Below are 25,774 nucleotides of genomic sequence, written 5' to 3' on the forward strand. Positions count from 1 at the left end.
CACGTCGCCGGCTTCAGCTGGTCGGCGGAGTCGCCCACTGGCGCCCCCGGTCGCCCCGCCGCCGCCCCGGCCGTCTCGCCGTCTCCCACGGGGCCGCCTCGCCGGTTCCGGCCGGCTGCTCACCCGTCGCCTCCACCGCCTCCACCGTCTCCACCCGGGCGTCCCGGCGCACCAGCGCCGCATACCGTCCGTCGAGTTCCAGCAGTTCCTCGTGCGTACCGCGCTCGGCCACGTGACCGGAGTCGAGTACGACGATCTGGTCGGCGCCGCGGATGGTGGACAGCCGGTGGGCGATGGTGACGGTGGTCCGGTTGGCCGACAGGGCGTCGATGGCTTCCTGGACGGCGCGTTCGGTGCGGGTGTCCAGGGCGCTGGTCGCCTCGTCGAGGATGAGGACCGGCGGGTCGCGCAGGATGGTGCGGGCGATGGCCAGCCGCTGCTTCTCACCGCCGGAGAAGCGGTGCCCGCGTTCGCCGACGACGGTGTCGTAGCCGTCGGGAAGTGCGGCGATGTGGTCGTGGATCTGGGCGGCGCGCGCGGCCGCGTGGAGTTCCTCGTCGGTGGCGTCCGGCTTGGCGAAGCGCAGGTTGTCGGCCACCGAGGCGTGGAAGAGGTACGTCTCCTGGGAGACGACGCCGACCGTGCGGGCGAGGGTGTCGAAGTCGAGGTCCCGGACGTCGACGCCGTCCAGGGTGACCCGGCCGCCGGTGACGTCGTAGAGCCGGGGCACCAGGTAGCCGAGTGTGGACTTGCCGGCGCCGGTCGGGCCGACGATCGCCAGGCTGCCGCCGGCCGGGACGGTGAGGTCGATGCCATCCAGGACGGGGCCCACCTTGTCGTTGTGCCTGTCGTAGCGGAACTCGACCTTCTCGAAGCGCACCTCGCCCTTCACCCGGTCGAGGTGGACCGGCTCGTCCCGCTCGGTGATGTCGATGGGCAGGTCGAGGTACTCGAAGATGCGCTGGAAGAGGGCGAGCGAGGTCTGGATCTGGACGCCGGTCTGCAGCAGGCTCACGGCCGGGCGGAACAGGCCCTGCTGGAGGGAGACGAAGGCGACGATGGTGCCGAGCGAGATCTGCGGGCCGCCCACGTGGAGGGCCATGCCGGCGGTCCAGTAGATGACGGCGGGCATCGCGGCCATCACGATCGTGATCACGGCCATGCGCCAGCGGCCGGCCATGTTCGAGCGCACTTCCAGATCGACGAGCTGCTCGGACTCCTCCGAGAAGGAGGCGGTGAGCGAGTCGGCGCGGCCCATGGTCCGGCCGAGCAGGATGCCGCTGACGGAGAGCGACTCGGTGACCGTGGCGGCCATCGCGGCCATCTGCTTCTGGCGCTCGGTGGTGATCTTCTTGCGCTCGTTGCCGACCCGGCGGCTGATCCACACGAAGGCCGGGAGCAGGACCATCGAGACGATGGTGAGCCGCCAGTCGAGGGCGATCATCGCGACGATGGTGGCGACCACGCCGGTCAGGTTGGAGACCAGGGAGGTGGCCGTCGAGGTGACGGTGGCCTGCATGCCGCCGATGTCGTTGGCGATACGGGACTGCACCTCGCCGGTGCGGGTGCGGGTGAAGAAGGCGAGCGACATGCGCTGGAGGCGGCCGTAGACGGCGGTGCGCAGGTCGTGCATGACGCGCTGGCCGACGGTGGTGGATATCAGCGTCTGCAGGACGCCGAAGACGCTGGTGAGGACGGCGCTGAGGATCATGCCCAGCGCCAGCAGGCTGAGCAGTCCGGTGCGGCCCTGCGGGATCGCGGTGTCGAGGACCGCCTTCAGGAGGAAGGGCGTGGCGACCGAGACCAGCGAGGCGGCGCCGACCAGCAGGCCGACGATCGCGAGCCGACCGCGGTAGGGGCGGAAGAGGGTGAGGATGCGGCGCACCTGGCGGGGCTGTCCGGCCGATGTGCCGTCGGGGGTCCAGTTGATCTCGTCTCGGGGCATGGCTCCTACGGAGGGTGCGGGGTGTACGGACTCACGGAGCATAGCTCACTGTTACCTATACTCACAATGAACATAGTCCTGATATTGTTCCCGTATGAGCACCCCCGACTCCGACGGCCCGCTCGCCGAGCAGTTGCTACGCCTCACACGCCGGGTGTGGCGTATCCAGAAGCGCCATCTGCAGGCGCGCGATCTGGGCGTCACCCCGGCTCAGTCTCGGCTGTTGCGCACCCTCGCGCACTACGAGACACCCCCGCGCATGGCCGACCTCGCCGAACGGCTGGAGGTGGTGCCGCGCGCGGTGACCACGCTGGTCGACGGCCTGGAGGCGAGCGGCAAGGTGTGCCGGGTGCCGGATCCGACGAACCGTCGGGTGACCCGGATAGAGATCACCGACGACGGGCGCGAGACCCTGCGCGAGCTGCGGGCGGCGCGGAGATCCGCGGCCGAGGAGATCCTGGCCCCGCTGTCGGAGGAGCAGCGGGAGGTGCTGGGCGGCCTGCTGGACACGCTGGTCGACGGGCCGGAGGTCGCGAAGCGCTGCTGAGGCGTGAAGAAGCGGCTCCCCTCCGGCGTTCCGGCGGGGAGCCGCTCTGTTTCCGCGGGTCAGCGTTCGGACACGGACTCCTTGGCCGGCACCTGTGCGGGCACCTCGGCCTCGGTGACCGCGACCTCACCACCCAGCGCCTTCTTCGCCGTCTCGACGTCCAGCGCGCCCTCCCAGCGGGAGACGGCGAAGACGGCGACGCAGTTGCCGAGCAGGTTGGTGACGACGCGCATCGAGTCCATGATGCGGTCGACGCCGAGCAGCAGGGCGACCGCACCGGCCGGGATCGCCCCGAGCGAGGAGGCGGTCGCGGACAGCGCGAGGAAGGCCGAACCGGGGATGCCGGCCATGCCCTTGCTGGTGAGCATGAGCACCAGGACCACGGTGATCTGCTCGCTCAGGCTCAGGTCGACGCCCACGGCCTGGGCGATGAACAGGGTGCCGATGGAGAGGTAGAGCGAGGCACCGTCGAGGTTGAAGGAGTACCCGGTGGGCAGCACCAGGCCGACGGCGTCGTCGCGGGCGCCCGCCTTGCGCAGCTTCTGCATCACGCGCGGCAGCACGGACTCCGTGGAGGCGGTGCCCAGCGCGAGCAGCAGCTCCTCTCGGATGTAGCGGACGAACTTCCAGAGGCTGAGGCCGGTGAGCGCCTTCAGGGCGACCGCCAGCAGGGCGACGAAGAGTGCGGCGGCCGCGTAGCACAGGACGATCAGCTTGGCGTAGGTCTCGATGACACCGAGGCCGTACTGGCCGATCAGCACGGCCATCGCGCCGAAGACGGCGATCGGGGCCAGGCGCATCACGAAGCCGACGATCGCGAAGATGATCTCCTGGGCCTGCTCGATGGCCGGCAGCACCTGCGGCACCCTGGTCTGGCCGAGGTGGAGCAGGGCCGCCCCCACCAGGCAGGCCAGCACGAGCACCTGAAGCAGCGAGTTCTCTGCGAAGGCGCCTATGAAACTGGTGGGCAGGGCATCGAGAATGAAGTCTGTCGTCGACGGCAGCGAGCCGCCGCCCGTCTTCGCGTCGACCGCCTTGGCGCTCAGCGTGGCCGGGTCGACGTGCATCCCCGAGCCGGGCTGGACGACGTTGGCGGCGACCAGGCCGATGACCAGGGCGAGCGTGCTCGCCACCTCGAACCAGATCAGGGCCTTGAGCCCGATCCGCCCGAAGGCCTTCAGGTCACCGGCCTTGGCGATGCCGACGACGACCACGCAGAACACCAGCGGGGAGATGATCGTCTTGATGAGCCGGGTGAAACCGTCGCCGAGCGGCTGAAGGTCCGAGGCGAAGCCGGGCCACAGCTTCCCGACGACGATTCCGAGCACGAGCGCGCAGGCGACCTGCGCGAAGAGAGAGGTACGCAGCATGCGTGCGACGCGTCGCGGCAGGGACGGTACGGACTGCGGCACGGGCACTCCTAGTGGGGGTTTCGACGCGCGGAAGCCGAGCGGGACTTCCGCGACGGCAGGACTTCTGCCATACGGAAAGCGGTTTCCGTGTCGATCACTCTGGAGGTCTTCTTGATCCCGTCCGAGACCACCGTGTATCAGCCGTGTAAATCACGCGCCTGGTGACGCAGCGCACACCACTCGGCTCAGCAGCGGCTGCGATCCTCCGTCAGCACCCCCTGTTCGGTGGCCAGCGAACGGTCGTAGCACCCGCCGGAGCCGTACCGCCGGTAGCGCTCGCTCGACGTGCCGACCGCGTGCCGCTGGTCGCGCGGCACGTCGAGGGTGTACGTCGCGTCACCGCGGTAGGTGTCGTCCAGCCGCGACCTGCCGCCCCCGGGCCGGGTGACCGCCGCCCGGTCGCCGAGGGCGAGTTCGGTGCGCAGCCGGTTGTCCGCGCCGATGGTGATGGCACCGTTCATCGTGTACGTCCGGTGGGTGCGGGTCGTCCGGGGCGCCCCGCCCGCCTTCACGGTGACGTTCTGGTCGTCGGTCCAGACGGCGTCGAGCGCGTCCGTCGTCTCGCCGTCGTTCCAGCGGTGCGCCGAGGTGTTGGCCAGCGTCCGGCTGACGGTGGTGGTCACCCGGCCGTGCGAGGTGTCGACGTATCCGGAGACGGTGAGCCGGTGTCCGGCGTCGGTGTCGACCCGGTACTCCCCCGAACCCGGTGTGTAGACCGAGGAGTTCACGGGGTCGGAGGACTTGACCGCGGTGAGCTTGCCGGTGACGTGGGCGCGATGCGCGTCCTGCCACACCAGCACGTTCACGGGGGCGCTCCAGCCGGCCTGCCCCTCGGGCAACCCGGCGACGGAGACCTCGACCTGGTGCGGACGGCCGTCGTTGAGGAGCCCGGCGAACGGCGTCAGGTCGTATTCGATCGGCTTGACGTCGAAGGCGCGGGGGCCCGGAACGACGTACCAGAGGAAGGGGTTGGACCAGCCGCCGGTCCACACGTTCGGGAACGGCGCGGCTATTCCGGCCAGTTGGCCGTCGACCTTGATCTGCACCTCCCGGTAGGGCCCCTTGTCCGCCTTGCAGGAGTACGACGCCGGGTCGGCGACCGTCAGGTACCAGAACTCCTCGCAGCCGCCGCCGGATCCGGTGGCGTACACCTCGGCGACGATGCGCTCGCTGTTGCGCGGGGTGGTGAGGGTGGTGCCGCCGTCCAGGGTCAGCACCTGGTCGGGGACCGTGACCTCGGGGCGTCCCGCGTAGAAGGTGAGCGTGACCTTGACGTCGATGACGCCGGTGTACGTGTCGTCGACGACGTTGCCGATGAGCATCTCGACGTCCTGCGCGCCGCGGAAGGTGTCGCTGTAGCGGGTGACGTCCTTCTCCACGTGCCACTCGATGCCGTCCGGCGAGGGCTCGGGGGTGGAGGTGCGCAGCACCTCGACGCCTCCGACGTGCAGATAGCCGAGCCGGTCGTACTGACGGCCCTTCACCTTGCCGTCGAGCCGCAGCACCACCTTGCTCCAGCGGTCGCCGCAGCCCTGGGGCGGCGCATAGGTGCCCCGGTACGGCGTGAAGTCGCGGAACTGGGCCTCGGCCAGGGTGACTTGGCAGGACTTGGCACCCTTGGGCACGGACACCGGCGGGGCCGCGGTCACCGGGTCGTGCCAGTCGGTGCCGAACTCGGCCGGGACGTCGGCGGCCACGGCGGCGGGGGCACCCGTGCCGAGGAGCGCGCTCGCCAGGAGGGTCACCCCGGCAAGCCCAGCAAACATGGACATGATGATCCGTCTTCTCATGGCCGGTGTTCTACGGGGAGTTGGCCACCCTCCGCAATGAGGAGACCGGCCGACCGCTTCACGACCCGCCCGGACGCACACCATCAGAACATATGATGCTATAGGCGGATCTTGCTGACACAGTGCTCCCATGGAGATCACGACCGCTCGCGTCCGCCGCATGGCCCTCGCCCTCGCCCTCGGCGGTGCCGCCGCCCTCACCTGCGACGCCGCGCTCGACGGCCGCCCGCACCGGGGCCACGACTCCCCCGCCCCCGGCCCCTGGGCCGCCGCCTCCGACCCGGCCCCGGCGCCCGGCGCTCCGGGCATCGGTGACCCGCTGATGCCGCTGGACGGCAACGGCGGCTACACGGTGCACCGTTACACGCTCGACTTCGACTGGCAGGCGCCCAGGACGCCGTTCGAAGCCGGAGCCACCATCAGCGCCACCGCCACCCAGGCCCTGTCCCGCTTCGACCTGGACTTCGCGGGCAACACCCTGCACAAGGTCACCGTCGACGGCGCACCGGCCACCGCCGTACGCGACGGCGACGAACTCGTCGTCACGCCCGCGCGGCCGATCCCGCGCGGCCGCGCCTTCGCCGTCCGCGTCACCTACACCGCCGACCCCACCCAGCGCCGGCGGCGCGGCGACGCGATCCGCGAGTACGGCTGGGTGCCCACCGCCGACGGCACCCTGCTCTGTGCTCAGCCCGACGGCGCCAAGCTGGTCTTCCCGGTGGACGACCACCCCAGCCTGCGGGCGCCGGTCACCTTCCGCATCACCACCCCCGCGGGGCTCCGCGCGGTGGCCAACGGCCGGCTGGTCGAACGCGTCCGGCGGCCCGGTGGACGCGTGCGCTGGACGTACGACTCCGAGGAGCCCATCGCGGCCCAGCTGATCCAGATGGCGATCGGGAGGTTCACGGTCGTCGACCGCACGGGCCCGCGCGGACTGCCCGTCCGGGACGTGGTGCCGGACGGCCTGGTCGCGGACACCGAGGCCGACCGCGCGCTCACCCCGGAACACCTCGCCTGGCTGGAACGGCGGCTCGGCCCGTACCCGTTCCGCCGCTACGGCGTACTGGTCGGGGACACCGATCTGCCGGTGGCACTGGAGACGCAGTCGCTGTCCCTCGTACCCAGGGACGACCTGCTGGGCGACCGGGTCGACGCCGAACGCAACCTCGTCCACGAGCTGACCCACCACTGGACGGGGGACAGCGTCGCCATCCGGCGGTGGTCCGACCTGTGGCTGAGTGAGGGTCATGCCCGGTTCTACGAGCGGCTGTACTCCGCCGAGCACGGGGGCGTGAGCATGGAGGACGCCATGCGTGCGGCCTACGAGCAGCACGACCAGTGGCGGCACGACGACGGGGCGCCCGCCGAGCCGACGGAGCCGACGCTGTTCAAGGTGATGCGGTACGACGGCTCGGCGCTGGTGCTGTACGCCCTGCGGGAGAAGGTCGGTGACGAAACGTTCGACCGGATCGAGCGCACCTGGGTGACCAGGTACCGGGGCCGCGCGGCCGGCACCAAGGACTTCGTCGCGCTCGCCTCCGAGGTCGCGGGCGAGGATCTGACGCCGTTTCTGACGCCCTGGCTGTACGGGCCGGACACCCCGCCCATGCCCGGCCGTCCCGACTGGCAGGTGGACCCGGTCGAGGACTGAGCCCGGGACGGTGGGCGGCCGCCCCCGGACGCCGATCCGCTGCCGCCGACCGGGTGGCCTCTGCCGGACCGCTGGTCCACCCGGTTGACGTTCGGCGCGCCGTGCCGCGCCGGACACGGAAACGTACGAGGGGTGACGTTAAGGGCGATCCCTTCGCCCTGGTTGCGACGAGCGTGGTTGGAGACCCTCAGCAAGCGGTTGGAGACCCTCCGGTATGAGAAGAACTGTCGCCCCACGTGTGCCCGGCGCCCTGCGGACCTGCCGGCTGACGGCCTGTCTGCTCGCGACGGCCGCGCTGCTGCCACCGCTGCTGATCCTCCCGGCGTCGGGCGCCGACGAGGCGGAGGACCAGCGCCTGCAGAACGCCTTCGCCGATGCCGCCCGCGAGTTCCACGTGCCGCGCAGTGTGCTCCTGAGCGTGTCCTACATGCAGTCGCGCTGGGACTCCCACCCGGGCACCCCCAGCGTCGCGGGCGGCTACGGGCCGATGCACCTGGTGGAGACCGGCGGCGGCCACGCCCCCGCACCGGCCGCCGCACCGGCGGGGCCGGACGGCCGTAAGAACAGCTCCCTCGCGGGGACGGGGTCCGCCTCGGGCGGGCACGCCGTGCAGCCGGCGGACCTGGAACGCGCCGCCCGGCTGATCAAGGCCCCGCCCACGGAGCTGCGGACGGACGCCGTCGCCAACGTACGCGGCGGCGCGGCCCTGCTGGCCGCCGCGCAACGGCATCTCGGCAAGCCGCTCAGCGAGGACCCGGAGGACTGGTGGCAGGCGGTGGAACGTTTCCCCGGCACCCGTGACGTCACTTCGGCCACGACCTACGCCGACGACGTCTTCGCCCTGATCCGCCGGGGGGCACACCGGACCACCGCCGAGGGCCAGGAGGTCACGCTCCCCGCCTCCCCCGGCGTCCGCGCGCACCCCGGCCCGCAGGTCCCGCACCGGCCCAAGGAGGTCGAGTGCCCTCGGGAGCTGTCCTGTGACTGGCTCGCCGCGCCCTACGAGGAGATCGACGAGGACGGCGACTACGGCAACCACGACCTGGCCGACCGGCCCCGGGACCAGAAGATCGAGTACATCGTCATCCACGACACCGAGTCGACGCTGCCGAACATGTTCAAGACCGTGCAGGACCCGACCGAGGCGTCCTGGCACTACTCGATCCGCTCCAGCGACGGCCACGTCACCCAGCACGTCCGGACGAAGGACGAGGCCTGGCACTCCGGCAGCAAGTTCGTCAACGGCCGTTCGATCGGCATCGAGCACGAAGGGTTCCTCACCCACCCCGGCACCTGGTACACGGAGCAGATGTACCGGTCCTCGGCCCGCCTGGTGCGCTTCCTGGCGAAGAAGTACGGCGTCCCGCTCGACCGGCAGCACATCTTCGGCCATGACAACGTGCCGGCCCCGACCGGCGACAGCATCCCCGAGATGCACGAGGACCCCGGCCCCTTCTGGGACTGGCAGCACTACTTCGACCTGCTCGGCGCGCCCCTGAAGGCCACCGCCGGACCGGACAGCGACATGGTGATGATCCTGCCGGACTACGCCACCCACAAGCCGCGGTACACCGGGTGCGAGGGCGACGGGAAGCGGTGCCAGCCGCACGGCTCCAGCGCCGTCCGCCTCCACACCGAGCCGGCCGACAACGCTCCGCTGATCCAGGACCCGGGCCGCAGGCCGGACGGCGACGAGTCCACCGAGGACGTCAGCGACCTCGGTTCGCGCGTCTCCACCGGCCAGACCTTCGCCGTCGCCGACCGCAGCGGCGAGTGGACGGCGATCTGGTTCCAGGGCAACAAGGCCTGGTTCAAGAACCCCAAGGACCACCCGACGGCCGTCGGCGCGAGCGGCCGGATGGTGACACCCAAAGAGGGCCTGGACGAGATCCCGGTGTACGGGCGTGCCCTGCCGGAGGAGGAGGCTTACCCGGAGGACATGGAGGAGGAGACCGACTCGCCGCTCCCGTACAGCCTCCGGGCGGGCCAGCGTTATGTGACACAGTCCGGCGTCGACAGTTCCTATGTCGACAGATCGACCTTCTCCGGCACGCCCCAGCCCGTGGTACTGGGCCAGGAGAGGTACTACGAGATCCAGTTCGGCCACCGGCTCGCCTACGTCCGGGCCAACGACGTGGACCTGGTGCACGCGAACACCGGCTCGGCGGGGGCGCCTGAGCAGCAGCCCGGCCCGGCCGGCCAGTGACCCCGCGCGGCACCCGGGGCCTCGTCAGGCCAGCAGGTCCGCCCGGTCCCCCATCACCACGACGGGATCGCGGTCCGGGTCGAGCGTGCGGAGCAGGAACCGCATGGCCTCCCCGGAGAGGCTGACGCAGGCCGAGGTGCCGCTGCCGTGGTCGAGGTGCAGCCAGATGCCGCCGCCCCGCTCGGCACCCCAGGGGCGGGTGACGTCGTGCGGCGGTGCGCCCCGCGGCCGGTTGTAGTCGATGGCGATGACGTAGTCGAAGTCGTGCTGGTGCGCCGAGTCCCAGTAGTACGGGGGCGCGTAGGCATCCACGTCGTGGGCGTAGGTGAGGCGGGTGCCCGGGTCGGGGAGCACACCGCCCGCGTCGGTGACGGTGAACACGCCGACCGGGCTGCGCCCGTCGCCCGTGTGGTGGTCGGTGCTCCAGCCGTTGCGCCCGTTATGGGCGGGCCAACTGCCCACCGGGCGCCAGCCGTCGCCCCGCAGGCTGTACAGCACGACCGTGGCGTCGGCCGAGTCCTCGCTCTCGCCGTACACGGGCCAGGACCTGGCTGGAGTCGGCGGGGATCTCCGCGTGCAGCCGCCCGACGCCGGGCAGCACCCTCGGGTCGCCGACGGGGACGGCGGGCCTCGGCTGCGCGGCCCGGCCCGCCCCGGCGGCTCTGCCCGGCGCCCCCGGTACACCGTTCTTCGCGCCGCCGCCGCTCTCCGATCCCCCGCAGGCGCTCAGGGTCATCAGGGCGGCTCCGAGGGCCATCGCCGTCACGGCGGTCGCGCACCGAACGCTCTTGATCTGCACCCGCACAACCTGGCATCAGATATGCACCCGTTACCTGAATTTCCAGACATGGTCCGGGTGTTGGGCGCCAAGTCCTGGCCGGAAGACGGCGGATTCTGCCGAGCGTCCAGGAAAACCGTTTGATTTCGACCACGCTCCGACGCGAACCTTTCACGGCTTGTCGCCACCTTCCCCCGACACGAGCTGCTGGGACGTCATGCACATTCAAGATCTTCCGTATTCCGATCCGGGCGTGCCGGACGCACGTTCGGGTCCTCGCTTCCTGTGGTGGCTCGGGCGGAATCAGCTGGGTGGCCAGCTCAAGGCGCTGGCCTGGGGACTGCTGCACTTCGTGGCCGTCTCCGCGCTCCCCTTCTGCGTGGGGCTCGCCGTCCAGGCCGTCGTCGACCGCTCCGGCACCCGGCTGGCGCTGACGGGCGGTCTGCTCGTGCTGTGCGGCGCGGCGATCGCCGTCGGCGACACCTTCCTGCACCGGGCCGCCGTCACCAACTGGATCACCGCGGCCGCCCGTGTCCAGCAGCTGCTCGCCCGCAAGGCCACCCAGCTGGGCTCGGCGCTGACCCGGCGGGTGGCGGCCGGCGAGGTGGTCGCCGTCTCCACCGGCGACGTCGAGAAGATCGGCTGGTTCGTCGAGGCGGTCTCCCGGTTCACCGCGGCCGCGCTGACGGTCGTCGTGGTCGGCGTGGGGCTGCTCTTCTACCAGCCCGCGCTCGGCTGGGTGGTCGCCGCGGGGCTGCCGCTGGTGGCGCTGGCCGTGCTGCCGCTGCTGCCCCGGGCGACCCGGCGCGCCGACTTCCAGCGCGCGAAGGCCGGCCGGGCCACCGAGCTGGCCTCGGACACCGTGGCGGGGCTGCGCGTGCTGCGCGGCATCGGCGGCGAGGACCTCTTCCTCGACCGTTACCGCCGTGCCTCCCAGGAGGTACGGCGGGCCGCCGTACGCAGCGCCCGGATGTGGTCCCTGATCGCCGCGATCCAGGTGCTGGTGCCGGGGCTGCTGCTGATCGCGGTGGTCTGGCACGGCGTCCACCTCGCCCGGCAGGGCCGTGTCACCGTCGGCGAACTGGTCACCGTCTACAGCTCGGTCATGATCCTCAACTACCCGTTGCAGCACTTCACCGAGATCGCCATGGCGTACTCCTTCTCGCGCCCCTCGGCGAAACGGGCCGCCCGGGTGCTCTCCCTGGAACGGGCCACCGACACCGGCGGCTCGCGCGCGGACGCGGTGCCGGACGGCGACCTGTACGACCCGGACACCGGTCTGCTGGCGCCCGCGGGCCGGCTGACCGCCGTGGTCTGCGGCGACCCCGACGCGGCCGGCCACCTCGCCGAACGGCTGGGCGGCCACCCCGCCGAGGCCGCCACCTCGGTGCTGCTCGGCGGCGTAGCGCTCGACGAACTGCCTCTGGAGACCGCCCGCACCGCGGTGCTCGTCCAGGACAAGGATCCGGTGCTGCTTTCCGGTTCGCTGCGCGAACTGCTCGACGTGCCGGCCTCCGGCGCCGTGCGGGCCGAGGAGGCGCTGGCCGCCGCCCAGTGCGCGGACGTCCTGGAGGCCCTGGTCCAGGGCTCGTTGGACGTCACCGACCCGCTGGACGCACGGATCACCGAACGGGGCCGCTCCCTGTCGGGCGGCCAGCGCCAGCGGCTCGCGCTGGCCCGGTCACTGATCACCGACCCCGAGGTGCTCGTCCTGGACGAGCCGACCTCCGCCGTCGACTCGCACACCGAGGCGCGGATCGCGGAGGGCATCCGCGAGGTGCGGTCCGGCCGTACGACCGTGCTGTTCACCTCCTCGCCGCTGCTGCTCGACCGGGCCGACCGGGTCGTCCTCGTCCACGAGGGCGAGGTCGGGGCGGTCGGCCTGCACCGCGAACTGGTGCGCACCGAGCCCCGGTACCGGGCGATGGTGACCCGGGAGACGGACGACGAAGCCGCCCTCCGGAACACGAGGGACGAAGACGGCACGCTGCGAGGCGGCACGCCCGACGAGAAAGAAGCCGCGCTGCTGGACGGCGCGCTGGAAGAGATCGAGGAAAGCGCATGATCGGCGTCGCACCACCGGCGTACGACCCGGCGGCCCCGACGACGGCCACCACCCTGCCCGTCGGCGCCACCTCGACCGTGCGCGCCTACGTGGCCGAACTGTTCCGCCGGCATCGCGGAGCCTTCTCCGTGCTCATCATGGTCAACACGGTGGCCGTGATCGCCTCCATGGCCGGCCCGTACCTGCTCGGCGGACTGATCGAGCGGGTGTCGGACGGTGCCCGTGAACTCCACCTGGGCCTGACCATCGGCCTGTTCGCGCTCGCGCTCGCCGTCCAGGCCGTCTTCGTGCGCGAGGTACGGCTGCGCGGCGCCGTGCTCGGCGAGCGGATGCTGGCCGACCTGCGCGAGGACTTCCTCGTCCGGTCCGTCGGGCTGCCGCCGGGCGTCCTGGAGCGGGCGGGCACGGGCGATCTGCTGTCCCGGATCACCACCGACATCGACCGGCTCGCCAACGCCATGCGGGAGGCCGTGCCGCAGCTGTCGATCGGCATCGTGTGGGTGGTGCTGTTGCTCGGCGGGCTCGTGGTCACGGCGCCGCCGCTGGCCGCCGCCGTGCTGCTCGCCCTGCCGATCCTGGTGATCGTCTGCCGCTGGTACTTCAGGCGGGCGCCCTCCGGCTACCGCTCCGAGGCCGCCGGGTACGCGTCCGTGGCCGCCGCCCTCGCGGAGTCCGTGGACGCCGGGCACACCATCGAGGCGCACCGGCTCGGCGCCCGGCGCATCGCCCTGTCGGACCGCCGGGTCAAGGAGTGGACGGCATGGGAGCGCTACACGCTGTGGCTGCGGTCGGTGCTGTTCCCGGCCATGAACGCCACCCACACCACCGTGCTGGGCTCGGTGCTGATGATCGGCGGCATCCTCGTCATCGACGGCCGCCTCGACGTGGGCCAGCTGACCACGGGCGCGCTCATCGCCCAGATGCTCGTCGAGCCGGTGAACCTGATCCTGCGCTGGTACGACGAGGTCCAGGTCGCCCAGGTGTCGCTGGCCCGGCTGGTCGGCGTCCGGGACATCGAGCCGGACGCCGGTGACGCCTCGCTGGCCCCCGACGGCCGGGAGGTGCACGCGGACGAGGTCCGCTTCGGCTACCTGCAAGGCGTCGACGTGCTGCGCAAGGTCTCCCTGGAGGTCGCGCCCGGCACCCGGCTCGCGCTGGTCGGCCCCTCGGGCGCGGGCAAGTCCACCCTGGGCCGGCTGCTCGCCGGGATCTACGCGCCCCGCGACGGCCGGATCACCCTCGGCGGCGCCGAGCTGTCCCGGATGACCGCCGAACGGGTCCGCTCCCATGTCGCCCTCGTCAACCAGGAGCACCACGTCTTCGTGGGCTCCCTGCGCGACAACCTGCTGCTCGCCCGGACCGGCGCCGAGGACGCCGAGCTGTGGGCGGCCCTGGGCGCGGTCGACGCGGACGGCTGGGCGCGGGCCCTGGAGCAGGGCCTGGACACCGAGGTCGGCTCCGGCGGCCTCACGCTGACCCCGGCGCAGGCCCAGCAGATCGCGCTGGCCCGGCTGGTGCTGGCCGACCCGCACACCCTGGTCCTGGACGAGGCGACCTCGCTCCTCGACCCGCGCGCGGCCCGCCATCTGGAGCGGTCCCTGGCCCGGGTCCTCGACGGCCGCACCGTGGTCGCCATCGCGCACCGGCTGCACACCGCCCATGACGCGGATGTCATCGCCGTGGTCGAGAACGGCCGGATCAGCGAGCTCGGCAGCCACGACGAGCTGGTGACGGCCGACGGCGCCTACGCGGCGCTGTGGCGGTCGTGGCACGGGTGACCGGCCGTGGCACGGGGTATGCGCCGCAGGTCGCGCCCCGTGCCGTTGCGCGGGTACGAGCAGGGGTGGAAGGCTGGAGAGCGGCACCGGTTCGGGGACGGGCCGGGAACCGCAGGGTTCGCGGCGCGTGAGGCCCGTGCCGAGCGTGCCGGCGGCCCGCCCCTCGGACCGCCGCCTCACCCCCTGGAGGTAGCCGTGACCACCGCCGACGGATGGGGGGACGACGTCTACCAGCCCGACGGATCCGAGACCCGCGAGGACACGGGCCTGCTCGACGTGGAGGACACGCTGGAGTCCGACGGCGTCAGCGATCCCCTGGACCGGGGCTGGTCCCCGCCCGAGCGGCCGTGGGCCGTGGAGCACACCGGGGTGACCGCGGCGGAGGGCCACCGGGGCGAGACCCTGGACCAGCGGCTCGCCGAGGAGCTGCCCGATCCGGCCGCCCCCGACGGCGACGGCATCGGCGACTGCCAGGGCAGCGACGGCGAACTCCTGGACAACGAGGTCGGCGATCTGCGCTCCGGCCGCCTCGTGGCACCCGACGAGGGGGCGCACGAGGACGACGAGAACGGTCTCGTCGCCACCGACGTCGGCATCGACGGCGCCGGGGCCTCCGCCGAGGAGGCCGCGATGCACATCGTCGACGAGGACACCGCCTACGGCTGACGCCGGAGCCCCCTGCCCGACCGCCTTGTTCGCCTTGTTCGAGGAGCCGCCATGCAGCAGGACAAGCACCCCGACTACCACCCCGTGGTCTTCCGCGACCGCGCCGCCGGATACGCCTTCCTGACCCGGTCCACCGCGACCAGCGACCAGACCATCGACTGGGACGACGGCCAGACCTACCCGGTGGTCGACGTGGAGATCTCCTCGGAGAGCCACCCCTTCTACACCGGGAAGGCCCGCACGGTGGACACCGAGGGCCGTGTCGCCGCGTTCGAACGGCGCTACGGGGGTGGCTCGGGGCAGACCGGCTGACCCTGGAGCCCCTGGAGCCCCTGGAGCCCCTGGAGCCCCTGCGGTCAGATCACGTTCAGGGCGGCCGCGCAGCCTATGCCGCCCAGCACCATGAACACGGGCATCAGCACCTTGAGCTCGACCCAGCTGCCCGCGCGGAACCGCATCACCTTCGGCGGGCCCAGCGGGTACCAGCGCTTGCGGCCGATCGGGATGGGCCACAGGATCGGGCAGCCGGAGACGGTCAGCGCGTCCCCGATGTCGTGCACCAGCGCCCCCAGCACCACCGGCAGCCCCAGCCACAGGTACTCCTGGCCGGGCTGGGTGAACAGCCAGTCCGAGCCGTTGCCCGGCTTGTCCAGGACGCCCGCCAGGATCCAGGCGCTGGTCCCCGCGAGCAGCCACACCAGTATGTCGCTGCTGGAGCCGCGGGCGGCCCGCCACAGCAGGCCCTCGATCGCCAGCACCATGTGCGCGAAGAGGATCGCGAGCACCGCCCAGCGGCCGCCGAGGATCGCCGCGGCGGAACAGCCCCCGCCGATCAGCACCGCCCACACCCAGGTGTGGGTCAGCGTGCGGTGGCCGCCGTTGCGGCGCGGGTCGCCCGGCTTCCGGGTCGCCTTGTAGACGGCGTAGGAGAGCTTGTCGACGATCTCGCAGACCCAGCGGGACAGCGGTCCGAAGGCGCGTGAGATGGTGGCGGCCTTGTGGTCGAGGTCCGGGGCGAGCGCGGCGCCGGCGCAGATCAGTGCCCCGACCAGGAGCACCGGCCAGGGCATCCCGTGCCCGGCCGCGGCGGCCGCGGCTCCGACGCCGAGCCAGGCTGCGGCTCCCGACAGTGAGTGTGCTGGTCCCATCATGGCCGCTGTGCGCCCCATTCCTCGTATGCCGCTGTCCAGTTGACCGGGTGCGATGACGCTCCGTCGGCGACACAGCATAGGGGTCTTGATCTTCCGGCTCGCAGCCGATTCCCCCCTCGGCGGTCGGGCCAGGCAAGATGGGTGCGTGACCCTCATCGATCGACTGCCGCCGACCGCCGACCCCGACGCCCTGTACGAAGCCTTCGAGTCCTGGGCTCAGGAGCGCGGTCTCACGCTCTACCCCCACCAGGAGGAGGCGCTGATCGAGGCGGTCTCCGGGGCGAACGTGATCGTGTCGACGCCGACCGGCTCCGGCAAGAGCATGATCGCCGCGGGCGCGCACTTCGCCGCCCTGGCCCGGGACGAGGTCACCTTCTACACGGCGCCGATCAAGGCGCTGGTGTCGGAGAAGTTCTTCGAGCTGTGCAAGATCTTCGGCACCGAGAACGTCGGCATGCTCACCGGCGACGCCTCCGTGAACTCCGACGCGCCCGTCATCTGCTGCACCGCCGAGGTGCTCGCGTCCATCGCCCTGCGCGACGGCAAGCAGGCGGACGTCGGCCAGGTCGTCATGGACGAGTTCCACTTCTACGCCGAGGGCGACCGCGGCTGGGCCTGGCAGATCCCGCTCCTCGAACTGCCACAGGCGCAGTTCATCCTGATGTCCGCCACCCTCGGCGACGTCTCCTTCTTCGAGCAGGACCTCGCTCGCCGCACCGGCCGCCCCACGTCGGTCGTCCGATCCGCGACCCGTCCGGTGCCGCTCTCCTACGAGTACAAGTTCACCCCGCTCACCGAGACGCTCACCGAACTGCTGGAGAGCAGGCAGGCGCCGGTGTACATCGTGCACTTCACCCAGGCGCAGGCGGTGGAGCGGGCGCAGGCGCTGATGAGCATCAACATGTGCTCGAAGGAGGAGAAGGAGCAGATCGCCGGGCTGATCGGCAACTTCCGCTTCACCACCAAGTTCGGCCAGAACCTCTCCCGTTACGTCCGGCACGGCATCGGCGTGCACCACGCCGGCATGCTCCCCAAGTACCGGCGCCTGGTGGAGAAGCTCGCGCAGGCCGGTCTGCTGAAGGTCATCTGCGGCACCGACACCCTGGGCGTGGGCGTCAACGTGCCCATCCGCACGGTGTTGTTCACCGCTCTCACCAAGTACGACGGCAACCGGGTGCGTACCCTGCGGGCCCGGGAGTTCCACCAGATCGCCGGCCGCGCGGGCCGGGCCGGCTTCGACACGGCCGGACTGGTGGTCGCGCAGGCGCCCGAGCACGTCATCGAGAACGAGAAGGCGCTGGCGAAGGCGGGCGACGACCCGAAGAAGCGGCGCAAGGTGGTGCGCAAGAAGGCGCCGGAGGGCTTCGTCGCCTGGACGGAGACCACGTTCGAGAAGCTGATCGCGTCCGAGCCGGAGCCGCTGACGTCGCGTTTCCGGGTGACGCACACCATGCTGCTGTCGGTGATCGCCCGTCCGGGCAACGCCTTCGAGGCGATGCGTCATCTGCTGGAGGACAACCACGAGCCGCGCAGGCAGCAGCTGCGGCACATCCGCCGGGCGATCGCCATCTACCGCTCGCTCCTCGACGGCGGCATCGTCGAGAAGCTGGACGAGCCGGACGCCACCGGCCGTATCGTCCGCCTCACGGTCGACCTCCAGCAGGACTTCGCGCTCAACCAGCCGCTGTCCACTTTCGCCCTCGCCGCGTTCGAACTCCTCGACCCCGAATCGCCGTCCTACGCCCTCGACATGGTGTCCGTCGTCGAGTCCACCCTGGACGACCCGAGGCAGATCCTGGTCGCCCAGCTGAACAAGGCGAAGGGCGAGGCGGTGGCCGCGATGAAGGCGGACGGCGTCGAGTACGAGGAGCGCATGGAGCGCCTCCAGGACGTCACCTACCCGAAGCCCCTGGAAGAGCTGCTCTTCCACGCCTACGACACCTACCGCAAGAGCCACCCCTGGGTCGGCGACCATCCGCTGTCGCCCAAGTCGGTCATCCGGGACATGTACGAACGGGCGATGTCCTTCACGGAGTTGGTGTCCTTCTACGAGCTGGCCCGCACCGAGGGCATCGTGCTGCGCTACCTGGCGAGCGCGTACAAGACGCTGGACCACAACATCCCCGACGACCTCAAGTCCGAGGACCTGCAGGACCTGATCGAGTGGCTGGGCGAGATGGTCCGCCAGGTCGACTCCAGTCTGCTGGACGAGTGGGAGCAGCTCGCAAATCCGGAGGAGATGACGGCCGAGGAGGCCCAGGAGAAGGCCGACGAGGTCAAGCCGGTCACCGCCAACGCGCGCGCCTTCCGGGTCCTGGTCCGCAACGCGATGTTCCGCCGCGTGGAGCTGGCCGCCCTCGACCACGTCGACGAACTGGGCGAGATGGACGCGGAGTCGGGCTGGGACGCCGAGGCCTGGGGCGAGGCCATGGACAAGTACTGGGACGAGTACGAGGACCTGGGCACCGGCCCCGACGCCCGCGGCCCCAAGCTGCTCGTGATCCAGGAGGAGCCGCAGAACGCGCTGTGGCGTGTCCGGCAGATCTTCGACGACCCGAACGACGACCACGACTGGGGCATCAGCGCGGAGGTCGACCTGACGGCCTCCGACGCCGAGGGCCGCGCGGTCGTCCGCGTCACCGATGTCGGCCAGCTCTGACCACAGGAGAATCCCACCCATGACGAACCCGGCCGAGAGACTGGTCGACCTGCTCGACCTGGAGCAGATCGAGGTCAACATCTTCCGTGGCCGCAGTCCCCAGGAGTCCATCCAGCGGGTCTTCGGCGGCCAGGTGGCGGGGCAGGCGCTGGTCGCCGCCGGCCGCACCACGGAGGGCGACCGCCCGGTGCACTCGCTGCACGCGTACTTCCTGCGCCCGGGCCGGCCAGGTGTGCCGATCGTGTACCAGGTCGAACGGATCCGGGACGGGCGGTCGTTCACGACGCGCCGGGTCACCGCCGTGCAGCACGGCCGCACGATCTTCAATCTGACCGCCTCCTTCCACAAGCCTGAGGTGGGAGCTTTCGAGCACCAGCTGCCGCCGGCCCGCGAGGTGCCGCACCCGGAGTCGCTGCCGACGCTCGCCGAGGAGATCCGCAAGTATCTGGGCGAGCTGCCAGAGCAGTTGGAGCGGATGGCGCGCCGCCAGCCCTTCGACATCCGCTATGTCGACCGGCTGCGCTGGAACCCCGAGGAGATAGCGGGCGCCGAGCCGCGCAGCGCGGTGTGGATGCGTGCGGTCGGTCCGCTGGGCGACGATCCGCTGGTGCACACCTGCGCGCTGACCTACGCCAGCGACATGACCCTCCTGGACGCGGTGCGGGTCCCCGTCGAGCCCCTGTGGGGGCCACGGAACTTCGACATGGCCTCGCTGGACCACGCCATGTGGTTCCACCGGCCGTTCCGTGCGGACGAGTGGTTCCTGTACGAGCAGGAGTCCCCCATCGCCACGGGTGGCCTGGGCCTGGCCCGCGGGCGGGTCTACGACCTGGAGGGGCGACTCCTGGTGTCGGTCGTCCAGGAGGGCCTGTTCAGGGCTCTGTAGGAGAGAAGGACCGCGCAAGAACCGCTTGGGCCCAGAGTTCTTTTTTTGGGGGCCTCAGTGGGCGAGGCGGGGGTTTCTGCGGCGCAGCCAGCCACGCAGGCCGTGCGCGGGCCTCGGTTGGGCCTGTGCCGGGTGCTGCGCGTGCGTGACAGGGCGGGGCACGGGGTGGAATGTGCGGGCCTCCGCCACGGCCCGCGCCAGGTCGTTCCGGAACCAGTCGATCTCGTCCGGCTCGTCCGCCGTCATCAGCTCCTCGGCGAGCAGCGCGGTCGGCGAGCCCGGTGCGCCGTGGGCGGGCGGGGCGGGCCGGAAAACCTGCACGTACGCCCGCTCGTGAGGATCCGTCAGAGTTTCGTCGATCTCACCGGGGTCCAGGAAACCGGCCACCACCCCGGCCCGTTCCCACGGCCCGCCCGCTGCCCGCAGCAGGAAACCGCAGTGGCGTCCGCGCCAGTTGCGGGCCCGCTGGTCCGCTCCCGCCCTGAGCCGGTCGCGCAACTCCTCGGGCGTACGGCCGGTGAGCAGCCGTGCGTTCTTCTCGTCGGCCGCGAACTGCCGTAGCTCCTCCGCCAGATAGAGCCAGACCACGGCCCGATAGCGGTTCGGGTACCAGGTCACGGGAGTCACCAGGCCGAGCTTCGCGAAGCGGGTGAACCTGCCTGCCGGGATCTCCATCAGGCCCGCGCCCTCGGTCGTACCGACGGCTCGCACGCTCTCGCGGAGGACTTCGGCCCGGTCCTGGAGCCGCTCGATCTCGCTCCGGCGGACACGGCGGCCTCCGCCGCCCTCGTCGGGCACTGTGCGGATCCGGCCAAGATGTACCGCGAGGTCGAACTCGCCTCGCCTGAGGCCCAGTTCACGGGCGGCGCGGCTGAACGTGCAGGTGAGCTGGCGAGGTCGGGCGATGGTGGTGCCGGACATGGTCGTTCTCCCCGTGGAGCGGGTGGCTCGCGCCGGATGCGCTCGCCGTGGAAAAACCGTAGCCGCTCCGACGGATCTCGTGGCGGGCCTGTGGATAACTCCGCGACAGGGGGTGAAACAGCAGGTCAGAGGTCCACCGCCGAGGAACGCTCCGGTTGCCGAGCGTCCACGCCGAGGTGTTCGCCGACCCGGTTGACGAGCAGTGTCATCTCGTAGGCGATCTGGCCGATGTCCGCCTCCGCGCCGCTGAGGACGCACAGACAGCTGCCGGTTCCGGCGGCGGTGACGAACAGGACGGCGTCGTCGTACTCGATCATCGTCTGGCGGACCTGGCCCGCGCCGAAGTGGCGTCCCGAGCCCTTGGCAAGGCTGTGCAGCCCGGAGGCGACGGCGGCCAGATGCTCCGCGTCCTCCCGGCGAAGGCCCGTGCTCGCTCCGGTGACCAGCCCGTCGTTCGACAGGACCAGCGCGTGACGTACGTGCTCCACGCGCTCGGTCAGGTCGTCGAGCAGCCAGCCGAGTCCCTGGTTCTGCGCCATGTCCTAGCGTCTCCCCGTGTGCCGTCTCCCCCTGGCTGGAGGATCTCCCCGCCAGCCTTCACCACCACCGGCCTCCGGGCAAGGAGGATGGGGACATGGCACAGAAGATGACCGACGAGGAATGGCGGGCGTTCGTCTCGCACGGCACCCGCACCGGCAAGCTCTCCACCGTCAACGCCGACGGCAGCCCGCACGTGGCCCCCATCTGGTTCGTGCTGGACGGGGACGACCTGGTCTTCAACACCGGCAAGGAGACCGTGAAGGGCCGCAATCTCACGCGCGACGGGCGGGTCGCCCTGTGCGTGGACGACGACCGGCCCCCCTTCCATTTCGTGGTGCTGAACGGGCGTGCCCGGCTGTCCGAGGAACCGGGTGAGCTGCGTGATACGGCCACCCGGATCGCGGCCCGTTACATGGGGGAGGAACGCGCGGAGGAGTTCGGCGCCCGCAACGGCGTCCCGGGCGAGCTGCTGGTCCGGGTCACCGTGGAGAAGGTGGTGGCGCTCAAGGACCTCGCGGGCTGAGGCCTCAGCCCACCGAGTCGAGGAGCCGGGCGGTGTGCATCCGCCCGGCGTACTCGACGAGCCGGATCAGCACCTCCTTGCCGGAGTCGCGGTCCCGGGCGTCGCACAGCACCACGGGCGTGCCCTGGTCCAGATCCAGGGCGCGGGAGACGTCGCGCGCGCCGTAGGTCCGGGTGCCGACGAAGCAGTTGACGGCGACGACGAACGGGATGTGCCGGTGCTCGAAGTAGTCGACCGCCGGGAAGCAGTCCTCCAGACGGCGGGTGTCGGCGAGGACGACAGCGCCGAGGGCTCCTTGCGACAGCTCGTCCCAGAGGAACCAGAAGCGGTCCTGGCCCGGGGTGCCGAAGAGGTAGAGGGAGAGCCCGGAGCGGATGGTGATGCGGCCGAAGTCCATGGCGACGGTGGTGGTGACCTTCTGGTCGACCCCGTCCGTGTCGTCCACCAGCTGGCCTGCTTCGCTGAGCATTTCCTCGGTGCGCAGCGGCCGGATCTCGCTGACGGCGCCGACCAGGGTCGTCTTCCCGACGCCGAAGCCGCCGGCGACCAATATCTTGAGCGCCATGGCCGACGTGTCGTCGTCGGCGGGCTCGGAGTACTCGGAGACCATGATCACTTCTCTCGTGAGGGCCGGCTGCGGTCGACATGTTCGGGAGGCTCGGGGCTCGGGGTGAGCCGGTGGCGCGGCTCGGGCCGCACGGCACGCCGCTCGGTCCGTACGGTGCGCACGGTGCGTTCGGTCCGCTCGGGACGCGAAGCCAGCATCATGACAACTGCGGTCCCCTCGCGGGCGGTTGTACCGGAACGTGTCTGTTCTGACCGGCGCGCGTCCGGTTGGTTCCGGATGCTCATCTACAGTGCCCGCAATCCCGCGATGACCTCGCGCAGAATCCGCTCGTCGGGAAGCTGGGCCGGCGGCACCGGACGGCTCACGGTGACAGAGCCCAGTTCCAGCAGGTCGCCCAGGAGCACCCGGACCACGCCCACGGGAAGGTCCGCGCCGGCGGCGAGTTCGGCGACGGACTGCGTCTCCACCCGGCACAGGTCGATCAGCGCCCGGTGTTCGGGGCCGAGTGCGGTGTCGTCGTCGACACCGGGCGCGCCCGGCTCGAGTGTGACCAGGGCGATCAGGTCGAACCGCACTCCGGTGGGGCCGGGTTTGGTGCGGCCGCCGGTCATGGCGTAGGGGCGGACGAGAGGCCCGGCCTCGCCGTCGTACCACTGGCTGCCCGGCTCGCGCGGGGCGCCCGTCGTGTATTCGGTCATCGGTGGTGCTTCCAGGTCATCCGGCGGCGGGCGGCCGGGCGGCGACCCGCGGCGCGGTGTAGAGGTGCTCGCCGACGCGCTTGACGAGGCGTGCCATCTCGTAGGCGACCAGGCCGATGTCGGCGGTGACGGCGGTGAGCACGGCGAGGCAGGAGCCGTCGCCGGCGGCGGCCACGAAGAGGAAGGCGTCGTCCATCTCGACCATGGTCTGGCGCACCCCGCCCGCCCCGAAGTGCCGTCCCGTGCCCTTGGCGAGGCTGTTGAAGCCGGAGGCGACGGCGGCGAGGTGCTCGGCGTCCTCACGCCCGAGGGCGGTCGAGGCACCGACGGCGAGGCCGTCGTTGGACAGCACCACGGCATGCTGTACTTCCTCGACGCGCAGCACCAGGTCGTCCAGCAGCCAGTCGAGTTCGCCGGAGTGGCGGTCGGCCCTCATGCTCGGGTCCTGGATCATGCGCGGTCTCCTTCGGTGCTGTCGGTGCCCTCTTCGGGTTCCGGGGTGGCTGCGCGGCCGGGTTGTCTGCCGCCGCCCCGCGCCCAGCCGTCGCGGTAGGCCGCCATGCGGTCGCGGACGAGTTCGGGCGTGCGCTCGTCCCCTCGCCGGGCGGGCGCGGGTTCCTCGGTGCGTGGATCGCGCAGTTGGGGGGCGAGGTTCGCCTGCCGCACCCGGCGTGGGAGGTCGTCGTCGCCGGCCTCTGAGTCGTGCGGTGGGCGGTGCGGCCTCAAGGTCGTGACTCCGGGGGGTGGTGGCTCGGGCGCAGGGTGCGGGGTGGTGTGGGTGGTGGCGAGGGCGGGACGGGCGGCGGGGACGGCGGCCTGTGGAAGGGCGGTGCCGGGCACGCGCGCGTACTCGCGTTCCGGTGCCTGTTCGATGCCGGCCGCCGGACGGCCGGAACGTTCCGCCGCACCACCGTGGAGCAGGGCCTTCGGCAGCAGGACCACCGCGGTGGTGCCGCCGTAGGGGGAGGTGCGCAGGTGCACCTTGATGCCGTGACGGGCCGCGAGCCTGCTGACCACGAAGAGGCCGAGCCGGTCGCTGTCGAACAGATCTAGGGCCTCGGACTGCTCGATGCGCCGGTTGGCTTCGGCGAGGGTCTCCTCGCCCATGCCGAGTCCGCGGTCCTCGACCTCCAGGGCGTAACCGTTGCCGACGGGTTCCCCGGTGACGCGCACGCGCGTGTGCGGGGGCGAGAACTGGGCGGCGTTCTCGACGACCTCGGCGAGCAGATGGGTGAGGTCGGCGACGGCCGCCCCGACGACGGCGGCCTCGGGGAGCTGGCGTACCTCCACGCGCGCGTAGTCCTCGACTTCGGACACGGCGGCCCGTACGACGTTGGTCAGGGACACCGGCATGCGCCAGGCCCGGCCGGGGGCCGCCCCGGAGAGGATGATCAGGCTCTCCGCGTGGCGGCGCATTCGGGTGGTGAGGTGGTCGAGGCGGAAGAGGTCGCTCAGCTCGTTGGGGTCGTCGGAGCGGCGTTCCATGCCGTCCAGCAGGCTCAGCTGGCGGTGGACCAGGACCTGGCTGCGGCGGGCGAGGTTGACGAACACGCCCGAGATGCCGCTGGCGAGTTCGGCGCGCTCCACAGCGGCGTGCAGGGCGGCACGGTGGACGGTGCCGAGGGCCTCCGCGACCTGTGCGGTCTCATCCTCCGCGGGCGGCCCCGGGGGTGCCTCCGCGCGGATGTCGATCTCCTCTCCGGCCCGCAGTCTGCGCATCGCCTCGGGGAGCTTGCGCCGGGCGATCTCCAGAGCGCCGTTGCGCAGACTCACCAGCTCGACCACGAGGCCGCGTCCGATGCGTACGGAGATGACGAGCGAGGCGGCCACCGCGAGGAGACCGAGCAGGACTGCGGCTCCGGCCGTGGTGAGCAGACCGCGTGCGAACGGATCGGCCCGGCCCGCGACCGCGTGTGCCGTTCCGGTCTGGACGGCCCGCATCCCGTCCTGCACGCGCGCGTGAGCGGTGTTCCAGATCGCTTCCGGGGCCGCGTCGAGCGCCTTGGCTCCGGGTTGACTCGCGAGGATCTTGTCCTCGGCGGCTCCCAGCGCGGTGTAGTCGTCGCCGTGGGCGAACCGGTGCCAGGCGGTGCGCTGTGCGCCGGGCAGGTCGGCGACGGCCGTGTCGGTGAGGACACGGCGGGTGTCGACGGCGCCGGTGAACAGCCGCAGTCGCTCGCCGTCCAGACCGCCGGCCGGCCGGGCGCCGGCGAGGATCGCGTCCTCCTGGGCCAGCGCCTCTCCCGCACGGGAGAATTCGAGCAGCACGCGCGCGTCGGCGCCCATGTCGTCGGCCTGGATGCCGGTGAGGGCACCGTCCACGGCGAAGGCCGCGGCGATGGCCTGTGTGTACCGGCCGTAGGTCTCGTCCCAGCCGGCGCCCCGGTTCCGTACCGCCGTGCGCAGTGTGCGCAGTTGCTCGGCGCCGGTGACGAAGGTCCGGAGGCGCTGGGCGACGCCGGAGGGCAGTTCCTCGCTGTCGGCGACGGTGCTGTCCTTGCCGAGCCGCAGCTCGGCCACGGCCTGGTCGGTACGGGCACCGAGCCTCTTGAGGTCGCCGGCCTGTGCGGCGGTGGGGTCGGTCGCGTACCGGACGGCTGCGGTGCGCTCGGCCTGGAGCGCGGCGACGGCGCCGGCGACCGGGGTCCGCAACGCGGCGTCGACACGTTGGGACTGGCGCAGCCGGGAGACGTCCTGTGCGGTGGTGACCGTGGCGTACGCCCACAGGGCGAGCAGGGACATGACCGGCACCATGAGCAGGCAGACGACCTTGGCCCGCACGGTCCGGGGACGGATCCGCCAGCCTCCGGTGGGCGCGTTGCCGTCCGCGGTGGCGATGACGTCGTCGACCGGTTCGTCGGCGGGTGGTCCGGCGTGCGCGCGGCGGCCGCGGGAGGGCCGCTGGGAGGGTGTCGGCGGGCCTGCTGTGGGGGTCCTACGGGGTGTACGCATGGCCTCCTCGCTCGGGAGTGGGTCGGGGGACCGTGGGG

At 71.6% G+C, this 25,774-nt stretch carries 20 protein-coding genes and 1 pseudogene; 10 read left to right on the forward strand and 11 right to left on the reverse strand.

Going from position 1 to position 25,774, the window contains the following annotated elements; genetic code table 11:
* Positions 1–13 precede the first annotated feature (13 nt).
* Complete coding sequence (locus ACGFZQ_RS34060; protein WP_393843579.1) at positions 14–1,945, reverse strand: ABC transporter ATP-binding protein; 1,932 nt, start codon at positions 1,943–1,945, stop codon at positions 14–16.
* Between the two features lie 94 nt (positions 1,946–2,039).
* Here ACGFZQ_RS34060 and ACGFZQ_RS34065 point away from each other — a divergent pair, with 94 nt between their 5' ends.
* On the forward strand, positions 2,040–2,492 hold the full coding sequence (locus ACGFZQ_RS34065) for a MarR family winged helix-turn-helix transcriptional regulator (RefSeq protein ID WP_393843580.1): 453 nt from the start codon (positions 2,040–2,042) through the stop codon (positions 2,490–2,492).
* 59 nt (positions 2,493–2,551) lie between these two features.
* On the opposite strand, the gene ACGFZQ_RS34070 is transcribed toward ACGFZQ_RS34065, so the two are convergent.
* Positions 2,552–3,904 (reverse strand): cation:dicarboxylate symporter family transporter, encoded by a 1,353-nt coding sequence (locus ACGFZQ_RS34070; RefSeq protein WP_393843581.1) that lies wholly within the window; start codon positions 3,902–3,904, stop codon positions 2,552–2,554.
* A 185-nt stretch (positions 3,905–4,089) separates the two neighbouring features.
* Positions 4,090–5,694 (reverse strand): peptide-N4-asparagine amidase, encoded by a 1,605-nt coding sequence (locus tag ACGFZQ_RS34075; RefSeq protein WP_393843582.1) that lies wholly within the window; start codon positions 5,692–5,694, stop codon positions 4,090–4,092.
* 130 nt (positions 5,695–5,824) lie between these two features.
* Here ACGFZQ_RS34075 and ACGFZQ_RS34080 point away from each other — a divergent pair, with 130 nt between their 5' ends.
* Together ACGFZQ_RS34080 and ACGFZQ_RS34085 are read left to right on the forward strand one after the other, a co-directional pair.
* The gene (locus ACGFZQ_RS34080) at positions 5,825–7,345 is read left to right on the forward strand and encodes a M1 family metallopeptidase (RefSeq protein WP_393843583.1); all 1,521 of its coding nucleotides are present in this window, start codon (positions 5,825–5,827) and stop codon (positions 7,343–7,345) included.
* Positions 7,346–7,559: 214 nt separating this feature from the next.
* Positions 7,560–9,551, forward strand: coding sequence for an N-acetylmuramoyl-L-alanine amidase (locus ACGFZQ_RS34085; RefSeq protein WP_393843584.1), 1,992 nt, complete (start codon positions 7,560–7,562; stop codon positions 9,549–9,551).
* A 24-nt stretch (positions 9,552–9,575) separates the two neighbouring features.
* Here ACGFZQ_RS34085 and ACGFZQ_RS34090 read toward each other — a convergent pair.
* Positions 9,576–10,308: pseudogene (locus tag ACGFZQ_RS34090) on the reverse strand (L,D-transpeptidase family protein).
* Between the two features lie 238 nt (positions 10,309–10,546).
* Between ACGFZQ_RS34090 and ACGFZQ_RS34095 the strand changes: the two are divergent.
* From ACGFZQ_RS34095 to ACGFZQ_RS34110, 4 genes are all read left to right on the forward strand, one after another.
* On the forward strand, positions 10,547–12,394 hold the full coding sequence (locus ACGFZQ_RS34095; RefSeq protein WP_393843585.1) for an ABC transporter transmembrane domain-containing protein: 1,848 nt from the start codon (positions 10,547–10,549) through the stop codon (positions 12,392–12,394).
* Entirely contained in the window at positions 12,391–14,172 is a 1,782-nt protein-coding gene (locus ACGFZQ_RS34100) for an ABC transporter ATP-binding protein (RefSeq protein ID WP_393843586.1), read from the forward strand. The genes ACGFZQ_RS34095 and ACGFZQ_RS34100 overlap by 4 nt, the downstream gene beginning before the upstream one ends.
* A gap of 195 nt (positions 14,173–14,367) precedes the next feature.
* The gene (locus ACGFZQ_RS34105; protein ID WP_351742347.1) at positions 14,368–14,838 is read left to right on the forward strand and encodes a DUF5709 domain-containing protein; all 471 of its coding nucleotides are present in this window, start codon (positions 14,368–14,370) and stop codon (positions 14,836–14,838) included.
* Between the two features lie 51 nt (positions 14,839–14,889).
* On the forward strand, positions 14,890–15,150 hold the full coding sequence (locus ACGFZQ_RS34110; RefSeq protein WP_351742345.1) for a type B 50S ribosomal protein L31: 261 nt from the start codon (positions 14,890–14,892) through the stop codon (positions 15,148–15,150).
* A gap of 44 nt (positions 15,151–15,194) precedes the next feature.
* Here ACGFZQ_RS34110 and ACGFZQ_RS34115 read toward each other — a convergent pair whose 3' ends face one another.
* On the reverse strand, positions 15,195–15,989 hold the full coding sequence (locus tag ACGFZQ_RS34115) for a metal-dependent hydrolase (protein WP_351698647.1): 795 nt from the start codon (positions 15,987–15,989) through the stop codon (positions 15,195–15,197).
* Between the two features lie 145 nt (positions 15,990–16,134).
* Here ACGFZQ_RS34115 and ACGFZQ_RS34120 point away from each other — a divergent pair, with 145 nt between their 5' ends.
* Positions 16,135–18,648 carry a DUF3516 domain-containing protein gene (locus ACGFZQ_RS34120; protein ID WP_393843587.1) on the forward strand — a complete coding sequence of 838 codons (2,514 nt, stop codon included), beginning with the start codon at positions 16,135–16,137 and terminating at the stop codon, positions 18,646–18,648.
* A gap of 19 nt (positions 18,649–18,667) precedes the next feature.
* The gene (locus ACGFZQ_RS34125; protein WP_351742340.1) at positions 18,668–19,534 is read left to right on the forward strand and encodes an acyl-CoA thioesterase II; all 867 of its coding nucleotides are present in this window, start codon (positions 18,668–18,670) and stop codon (positions 19,532–19,534) included.
* Between the two features lie 54 nt (positions 19,535–19,588).
* On the opposite strand, the gene ACGFZQ_RS34130 is transcribed toward ACGFZQ_RS34125, so the two are convergent.
* Positions 19,589–20,455: a DUF6397 family protein gene (locus ACGFZQ_RS34130; RefSeq protein WP_393843588.1), complete on the reverse strand. Its 867-nt coding sequence runs from the start codon at positions 20,453–20,455 to the stop codon at positions 19,589–19,591.
* 125 nt (positions 20,456–20,580) lie between these two features.
* Entirely contained in the window at positions 20,581–20,994 is a 414-nt protein-coding gene (locus ACGFZQ_RS34135; RefSeq protein ID WP_351742334.1) for a roadblock/LC7 domain-containing protein, read from the reverse strand.
* A gap of 95 nt (positions 20,995–21,089) precedes the next feature.
* On the opposite strand from ACGFZQ_RS34135, the gene ACGFZQ_RS34140 reads away from it, so the two are divergent.
* Complete coding sequence (locus ACGFZQ_RS34140; protein ID WP_393843589.1) at positions 21,090–21,518, forward strand: PPOX class F420-dependent oxidoreductase; 429 nt, start codon at positions 21,090–21,092, stop codon at positions 21,516–21,518.
* A gap of 4 nt (positions 21,519–21,522) precedes the next feature.
* Here ACGFZQ_RS34140 and ACGFZQ_RS34145 read toward each other — a convergent pair whose 3' ends face one another.
* The 4 genes from ACGFZQ_RS34145 to ACGFZQ_RS34160 all read right to left on the reverse strand — a co-directional run bounded on the left by ACGFZQ_RS34145 (position 21,523) and on the right by ACGFZQ_RS34160 (position 25,736).
* Positions 21,523–22,128, reverse strand: coding sequence for an ATP/GTP-binding protein (locus ACGFZQ_RS34145; protein ID WP_351742329.1), 606 nt, complete (start codon positions 22,126–22,128; stop codon positions 21,523–21,525).
* A gap of 242 nt (positions 22,129–22,370) precedes the next feature.
* On the reverse strand, positions 22,371–22,784 hold the full coding sequence (locus ACGFZQ_RS34150) for a DUF742 domain-containing protein (RefSeq protein WP_351742326.1): 414 nt from the start codon (positions 22,782–22,784) through the stop codon (positions 22,371–22,373).
* A gap of 16 nt (positions 22,785–22,800) precedes the next feature.
* On the reverse strand, positions 22,801–23,238 hold the full coding sequence (locus tag ACGFZQ_RS34155) for a roadblock/LC7 domain-containing protein (protein WP_351742324.1): 438 nt from the start codon (positions 23,236–23,238) through the stop codon (positions 22,801–22,803).
* A complete protein-coding gene (locus ACGFZQ_RS34160) occupies positions 23,235–25,736 on the reverse strand; it encodes a nitrate- and nitrite sensing domain-containing protein (protein WP_393843590.1) in 2,502 nt (833 codons plus the stop codon). Before ACGFZQ_RS34160 ends, ACGFZQ_RS34155 begins: the two co-directional genes overlap by 4 nt.
* Between the last annotated feature and the right edge of the window lie 38 nt (positions 25,737–25,774).

Source organism: Streptomyces sp. NPDC048254 (assembly GCF_043201895.1).
In the GTDB taxonomy this organism is placed as follows: Bacteria; Actinomycetota; Actinomycetes; order Streptomycetales; family Streptomycetaceae; genus Streptomyces.

Excerpts from the sequence above, each read along its gene's own strand:
- ACGFZQ_RS34100 (WP_393843586.1), top strand. The coding sequence starts at position 12,391 with ATGATCGGCGTCGCACCACCGGCGTACGACCCGGCGGCCCCGACGACG.
- ACGFZQ_RS34150 (WP_351742326.1), bottom strand. The coding sequence starts at position 22,784 with ATGACCGAATACACGACGGGCGCCCCGCGCGAGCCGGGCAGCCAGTGG.
- ACGFZQ_RS34130 (WP_393843588.1), bottom strand. The coding sequence starts at position 20,455 with ATGTCCGGCACCACCATCGCCCGACCTCGCCAGCTCACCTGCACGTTC.
- ACGFZQ_RS34110 (WP_351742345.1), top strand. The coding sequence starts at position 14,890 with ATGCAGCAGGACAAGCACCCCGACTACCACCCCGTGGTCTTCCGCGAC.
- ACGFZQ_RS34085 (WP_393843584.1), top strand. The coding sequence starts at position 7,560 with ATGAGAAGAACTGTCGCCCCACGTGTGCCCGGCGCCCTGCGGACCTGC.
- ACGFZQ_RS34140 (WP_393843589.1), top strand. The coding sequence starts at position 21,090 with ATGGCACAGAAGATGACCGACGAGGAATGGCGGGCGTTCGTCTCGCAC.
- ACGFZQ_RS34125 (WP_351742340.1), top strand. The coding sequence starts at position 18,668 with ATGACGAACCCGGCCGAGAGACTGGTCGACCTGCTCGACCTGGAGCAG.
- ACGFZQ_RS34135 (WP_351742334.1), bottom strand. The coding sequence starts at position 20,994 with ATGGCGCAGAACCAGGGACTCGGCTGGCTGCTCGACGACCTGACCGAG.
- ACGFZQ_RS34060 (WP_393843579.1), bottom strand. The coding sequence starts at position 1,945 with ATGCCCCGAGACGAGATCAACTGGACCCCCGACGGCACATCGGCCGGA.
- ACGFZQ_RS34145 (WP_351742329.1), bottom strand. The coding sequence starts at position 22,128 with ATGGTCTCCGAGTACTCCGAGCCCGCCGACGACGACACGTCGGCCATG.
- ACGFZQ_RS34115 (WP_351698647.1), bottom strand. The coding sequence starts at position 15,989 with ATGATGGGACCAGCACACTCACTGTCGGGAGCCGCAGCCTGGCTCGGC.
- ACGFZQ_RS34080 (WP_393843583.1), top strand. The coding sequence starts at position 5,825 with ATGGAGATCACGACCGCTCGCGTCCGCCGCATGGCCCTCGCCCTCGCC.
- ACGFZQ_RS34160 (WP_393843590.1), bottom strand. The coding sequence starts at position 25,736 with ATGCGTACACCCCGTAGGACCCCCACAGCAGGCCCGCCGACACCCTCC.
- ACGFZQ_RS34095 (WP_393843585.1), top strand. The coding sequence starts at position 10,547 with ATGCACATTCAAGATCTTCCGTATTCCGATCCGGGCGTGCCGGACGCA.
- ACGFZQ_RS34075 (WP_393843582.1), bottom strand. The coding sequence starts at position 5,694 with ATGAGAAGACGGATCATCATGTCCATGTTTGCTGGGCTTGCCGGGGTG.
- ACGFZQ_RS34155 (WP_351742324.1), bottom strand. The coding sequence starts at position 23,238 with ATGATCCAGGACCCGAGCATGAGGGCCGACCGCCACTCCGGCGAACTC.
- ACGFZQ_RS34065 (WP_393843580.1), top strand. The coding sequence starts at position 2,040 with ATGAGCACCCCCGACTCCGACGGCCCGCTCGCCGAGCAGTTGCTACGC.